Source organism: Streptomyces sp. NPDC007205 (genome assembly GCF_040634095.1).
Taxonomy (GTDB): domain Bacteria; phylum Actinomycetota; class Actinomycetes; order Streptomycetales; family Streptomycetaceae; genus Streptomyces.
In genome coordinates this window covers 1-5052 of record NZ_JBEYEW010000110.1, presented here as the reverse complement: position 1 = coordinate 5052, position 5052 = coordinate 1, and the positions used below count along the sequence as shown (strand labels likewise).

Sequence of the window (5052 nt, the reverse complement as noted above, 5' to 3'; positions counted from 1 at the left end):
GACACGTCGACGCCCGACGGGTAAACAAGCACGTGAAGCCTCTGGTGGAGACGGTTCTCTTGGTCGAAAACTCGTCTACCAGGGGCTTCACCACGGTGTCAGCCCAACCGCCGTACCTCAGAGGCAGGTTGGAAAAGGCTCAGTAGGACACGGTAGCCGACGAGTCGGGTCGTTTTGAAGAAGATGCGACGGAATTCAACTTCTTCGTCGGCTGGGAATTGGCGTCCGAACACAACATGGAGGGCTGTGCGGAGAGTGAAGGTTAAGGCCTCGCGTCCGACATCGATCCACTGTTTGTCAGTCCAGTCGGCCATATGCTCTTGGGCGAACTTGACGTGGAGTTCAGCGACGTTCTTCACGTCCTCCTTGCGGAGGTGAGGTTGCACAGACCGGCGTCGTTCGGCGTGTTCATCACCGTAGGCGAGAAGCATGCTGTTGGGGATGAGATCAGATGAGCGGACATTGAAGTACCCGTAGCGGAATGCTCCGGCCTTATCGGAGAGGAGGTCCCCGACTGCTTCTTCGGATAGCGCGAAGAGAAAGGATGCGGGGCCGAGCCGGATACGGGCGAAATCCCCGTTATGCCGGAGTTTTTCAAGGAAAGCAATGGGATCACGCATGAAGCGGATGCTGTGACCAATAAAGGGGATGCCTGCGGGAGCGGCGGGAATGTCGTTGAGCGTGCGAGTCATGGCTTTCCTTGTCTGGTGGGTGGAATTTGCGATTGAATCCGATGGGGCTGGTTCTCGTTCGATGTGGCGCGTTCCCGCAGCCGTACCGGCTGCTGCGGAAGTGACAGGGCCGGGCCATCGAAACAGGTGACCGCACTGGTGGAGGATCGACTCGATGATGCCGGGACGTTCGGCCGCCCTTCTCAGGGGGCGGCGAGTGCTCGTACGGGCACGGCTATGCGTTGGTCGTGCTTGTCCTGGAGCCAGCGGTCTATGTCGAGTAGCCACCACTGACGTACTTCCACCACATAGAACCGCCTGGGCCCGTTGCCATGGAACTCCTCTTTTGGCAGCAGCCATTCACGGCGTATGGCATCGTCTGGGAAGTTGAGTTCGTAGTAGAGCCGGTGGTATTCGGTAAGGCTGTCCCTGTCGACTGTTTGGCAGAACCCTGTGAACTGTGCACCGTCGAGGCCGAAGCCAGGAAGGCCCGTCATGTAGATCGAGCCGGAGACGACTGGGTGGCGTTCGACGTGGCGTGAGTGCCGCGCTGAGCGCAGGGAGTAGAAGAGCAGCCTCAACGGGGCCCTCAGTGCCACGAAGTTAACGGTCGAGGCCCAGGGCGAGGCGCCGTCTGAGGTGGCCAGGGTCATGAACCTGGCATTGTCGAGCAGGTGTTGGCTGCGCTCTACAAGCGGCTTCATGGTCTTCTCAGTCCTTCGATCGAGGCGTACGGTCGAGGCCGAGCGGGATCGGCGGGTCGCTGAGCAGCGTCGCGTCGAGCAGATGCCACCAGCGGTTCTGTTCGGTGCGTCGGCGCTCCCAAGCCGGATCGTGGCCTCGTTCGGATACCTGTCGCCGGTAGCGGCCCCATGCCGCCTCGTCGGCGAAGGTCACCGTGTGTTCAAGGGTGTGCACATCGGTGCCGATTGTGCGGACGGCCCACCGGGTGGCGAGGACGGTGTCGAGTCCGTCGTAGAACCACTTCTCACGCTCCTGGAGCCAGGCCCAGAAGGCAGCCTGATCGCTTTCTGCTTCGTCGCTGAGCCGGATGTGGTAGACGAGGTGCAGCATGGCTGGTTCCTCACTGATCAGTTGGTGTGGGTGTGGCCGGATTCCCAGACGTCCCATTCGGGCCCCATGGCGTGTGGCCGGCCCTGACACACCTCGCGCCAGTGCCGTGCGGTCGCGGCGTTGTACGCAGCCGCTTCCTCACCTCCGCACGCGGTGCCGTGGGCTGGCAGCACTACCGCGGCGAGCGGCGCGAGTGAGGCGCCCCGGCGCACTTTCAGTTGCTGTGCCGACACGGCGAGCCGATAACGACGAAAACCGCAGGTAGCGGCGTAGTCGATGGGTGCGCAGTAGGAGAGGACGAAGTACTCGCCAGCCGGCTGGGTGGCGCGGTAGTCGAAGCCGTAGTAGCGGGCGAAAAGCCGGTCGTGGTGGGCGTAGCAGATGGTGACGGCCACAGGGCGGCCGTCGCGAATGCCGAAACAACCGATCGCGCGGCGCAGCACGCCCGAGATTCGCTGCGCTGTGAGTGACCGGCGCATCCAGCCGATGTCTGCGGTGCCCCCATGGCGGGCACGGTTCTGTGTCACCAGGTCTGCGGCTGCCTGCATGGCGTCCCCGCTCAGCGGCATCCACTTGATGATGGTGCCGCTGCGTTCACAGGTACGTAGTTCGGCCCGGCGAAGGTGGCGGTCGCGTCGGCTCATGTGTGTGAGGTGTTCCGAGAAGCCGCCCACCGGTATATCTATGCTGGCATCCGCATCATGCAGGAGGACGCGTGCCCGGGGATGTGCGCACGCCAGTTCACGGGCGTCGTCCCCCGCCAGGTAGGGCATGACGATACCGGCGCGGCCGCGGTCGCGCGCCGCGCGGAGCGCCTCCTCCAACAGCGCCTTCAGGATGCGGGGGCGTGCCTCGTTGCGGGTGCAGATCAGCTCGTTGTAGACCGAGCGTCGTGCTCCCAGCCAGAGGTAGTCCGGCGACCACTCCGTGTCCAAGGCTGGGAAGAGGGAAGGAAGGTGGAACAACCCGCTGGTGGCGTTTTCTCCGGGCCATACGGGCAGGGCGCCCAGCAGCGTGCCGCCGGAGGTGGCCGTTATGACGCTGGTGTCGCCATGGGCAAGTTCGAGCGCGTGCAGCCATGCGTGGCTGTTGTAGAAGTTGTCTGGTCCAATCAGCCGGTCCCACTGCCCGGAGTCGGCATCGGCCAGACCCGGGCCAACTCCTACGTCAATTCGGCTGGCGCCCGGGCGTTCGTGCTGCATGGTAGTCATGAGCTATGCCTCCGGCTCCTCAAGCCTTGGTGCAGGAGATCAGCGCCGCGTGGGGGCAGTTGAGGTAGGGCAGCCAGAAGTCTTTTCCGTGGCGGGCCACTCCTTCCTCGGAGACCTGGAAGACAGGCCAGGAGATTGAGACGAAGCCGGCCTCCCGTAAGGCCTTTTCCAGTGTCTCCTTGCTCCAGTACCGTGCGGTGATCCGTTCGTCGTAGTCACCGAAGCACAACTCGAGGGTCACTCGTGAGGCGTCGCGGCGCGGCTCCGCCTCGGCCAGGCGCAGGCCGTAGCGCTGGTAGTAGGTGCGATCCCCGTGGAAGCCGGGATTGACCGGCAGGGTGACGAACCGGCCGCCCGGCCGAAGAGCCCGGGAAGCCAGGGTGCACAAGGAGACCAGGGTCTGGTAGTCCTCGGCGTACGGCAGAACGTACACGGCCAACGCAGTATCGAAGGCACCTTCGCCGATGAGACCGGTCTGCTCGGTGTACTCAATGCCCAGCGGCTCGACCCGCTCAGCCTGACGAGCAATCTCGATCATACCGGTGGAGACGTCGTAACCGACGACTCGCGCCGCACCACGCTGCTTGAGCTGACGGCTGTACAAACCCGTGCCGCACCCGATGTCCAGGACGTCCTTCCCGGCAACATCGCCGAGCGAGGCGAACACACTGAACGACTCCAGATGTTTCCTCCACGGAAGAAGGAACATCTCCTCATACATCACGCCCAGAGCCTCGAACTGATCCCTCTCATTCTCATGGTCCATGACCCACTCCTAAGATCGAACTGAAAGTGGTCGCACTTGGTGTCGAATGTCGCGTGCTGGCCGAAGCGGCCAGGCGCTGCAGTGGCCTGATTCGCACCGCCCGCTCCGAAGCCAGGCCCGTGCGGCATCCATCAGGCACGGAGGCATCTACCACCTGTCGCGCCTGAGCCGCATTAGGTCCCGAGACGTCGACAAGACTGAAAGGGCCGCGTCTCTCGCCCGTCAGATCATTTCGTTTTGCACAAGGGAGAAGTTGTGCACCTCCATCGCCAAGGTGCTCCCAGCATGCACCACCGCACTGCCACCGGCAGTCGCGCGGCTAGCACACGCCACAGGCGGCAAGACCTTGCGGCCCCAGGCGATCCCCGTCTGAACCGTGCTCGACCAGCCCGTGCTTGTGATACCTGGCTGATCGCTCCATGCGCCGAAGTGGCTGCCCCGGCCCAGCTGAGCAACCCGGATATTATTGGCCGACGCCCCACAGCCTGGGACTTGGCTTCTTGCGCCGAAGGCGGATGTTGCACCGTCAGCGCCCTCATGTCGTACGTGTCTCCACGTCCACGACATTCAAACCGCGCAATACGGTGTGCCAATTGACCACATTCGTCGGTGACGAGTGTGGTGGCGGGCCGTTGACAATAGCGTGCGAAATGTCAACGGGCTCGTAGACGTGGCGTTTTCTGTGCTATCGCCGCCGGTCATCAAGGGCGTGGCCGACGAGGGCGAACGAATCCTGGTGCGGACGCGGACGCTGTCGTGCAGTGGCCGGCCTGCGGCGCGCCGTCAGGCGTGTGCACAGCTGCCACCTGCAGACCGTGGCTGATATGTCGGTCGACGGAGGATGGGGTGGTAGGTCGCGTGCGAGTGCGGCGCCTGCTGCGTCCCACGCACGGCTGCCGCCATACTTTCTGCGAAAAGGTGCCCGGTGTGTTGGAGCGATACCAGCGGCTAGCGTTGAGGAGTATCCGTGGCCCGTTGCCGCTCGACCGCCTCCCGAATCTCAGGAACATCCTAGCCCAACACGTTGACTGCGGTTACGGAATAGAAACCCAAATAGTCCATACGCTGGACGTCGCTCAGTACGCAACACCGGCCAGGACCAATGAGGTCTTTCAGTGTGGCAACCGATCGGGTGACAGGGGCCGTGGCCACAACGCACAAGGGGTCCCGTGCCGTTGAGGGAGGTGTTCGAAGTATCAACCCATCGGCGCAGGAGCCCTGTCGGTCCCTCATCCTGCCGCACTCGACCTGCCCCATGCGCTCATCGAGTGGGTCACGATGCTCATCGTCACCCGCGAGGGTGACCGACGGTGCAAGCTCCCGCCGCACC

At 63.4% G+C, this 5052-nt stretch carries 5 protein-coding genes and 2 pseudogenes; 2 read left to right on the top strand and 5 right to left on the bottom strand.

Annotation, left to right across the window (positions count from 1 at the left end; genetic code table 11):
* Nucleotides 1-98: 98 nt before the first annotated feature.
* The 5 genes from ABZ624_RS41960 to ABZ624_RS41940 form a co-directional block, all read right to left on the bottom strand.
* Complete coding sequence (locus ABZ624_RS41960) at nt 99-692, bottom strand: cytochrome P450 (protein ID WP_360100826.1); 594 nt, start codon at nt 690-692, stop codon at nt 99-101.
* A 182-nt stretch (nt 693-874) separates the two neighbouring features.
* Nucleotides 875-1375, bottom strand: coding sequence for a pyridoxamine 5'-phosphate oxidase family protein (locus ABZ624_RS41955; RefSeq protein WP_360100823.1), 501 nt, complete (start codon nt 1373-1375; stop codon nt 875-877).
* 7 nt (nt 1376-1382) lie between these two features.
* On the bottom strand, nt 1383-1745 hold the full coding sequence (locus ABZ624_RS41950; protein WP_360100820.1) for a hypothetical protein: 363 nt from the start codon (nt 1743-1745) through the stop codon (nt 1383-1385).
* Between the two features lie 17 nt (nt 1746-1762).
* Nucleotides 1763-2947 carry a hypothetical protein gene (locus ABZ624_RS41945; protein WP_360100817.1) on the bottom strand — a complete coding sequence of 395 codons (1185 nt, stop codon included), beginning with the start codon at nt 2945-2947 and terminating at the stop codon, nt 1763-1765.
* Nucleotides 2948-2975: 28 nt separating this feature from the next.
* Complete coding sequence (locus ABZ624_RS41940; RefSeq protein ID WP_360100814.1) at nt 2976-3722, bottom strand: methyltransferase domain-containing protein; 747 nt, start codon at nt 3720-3722, stop codon at nt 2976-2978.
* A 616-nt stretch (nt 3723-4338) separates the two neighbouring features.
* Between ABZ624_RS41940 and ABZ624_RS41935 the strand changes: the two are divergent.
* Nucleotides 4339-4670: pseudogene (locus ABZ624_RS41935) on the top strand (ISL3 family transposase); the annotation flags it as partial.
* A 270-nt stretch (nt 4671-4940) separates the two neighbouring features.
* A pseudogene (locus tag ABZ624_RS41930) lies at nt 4941-5052 on the top strand (IS5/IS1182 family transposase); the annotation flags it as partial.

Bases quoted from the DNA above. Each gene is read 5' to 3' on its own strand.
- ABZ624_RS41960 (WP_360100826.1), bottom strand. From the start codon at position 692: ATGACTCGCACGCTCAACGACATTCCCGCCGCTCCCGCAGGCATCCCC.
- ABZ624_RS41955 (WP_360100823.1), bottom strand. From the start codon at position 1,375: ATGAAGCCGCTTGTAGAGCGCAGCCAACACCTGCTCGACAATGCCAGG.
- ABZ624_RS41950 (WP_360100820.1), bottom strand. From the start codon at position 1,745: ATGCTGCACCTCGTCTACCACATCCGGCTCAGCGACGAAGCAGAAAGC.
- ABZ624_RS41945 (WP_360100817.1), bottom strand. From the start codon at position 2,947: ATGCAGCACGAACGCCCGGGCGCCAGCCGAATTGACGTAGGAGTTGGC.
- ABZ624_RS41940 (WP_360100814.1), bottom strand. From the start codon at position 3,722: ATGGACCATGAGAATGAGAGGGATCAGTTCGAGGCTCTGGGCGTGATG.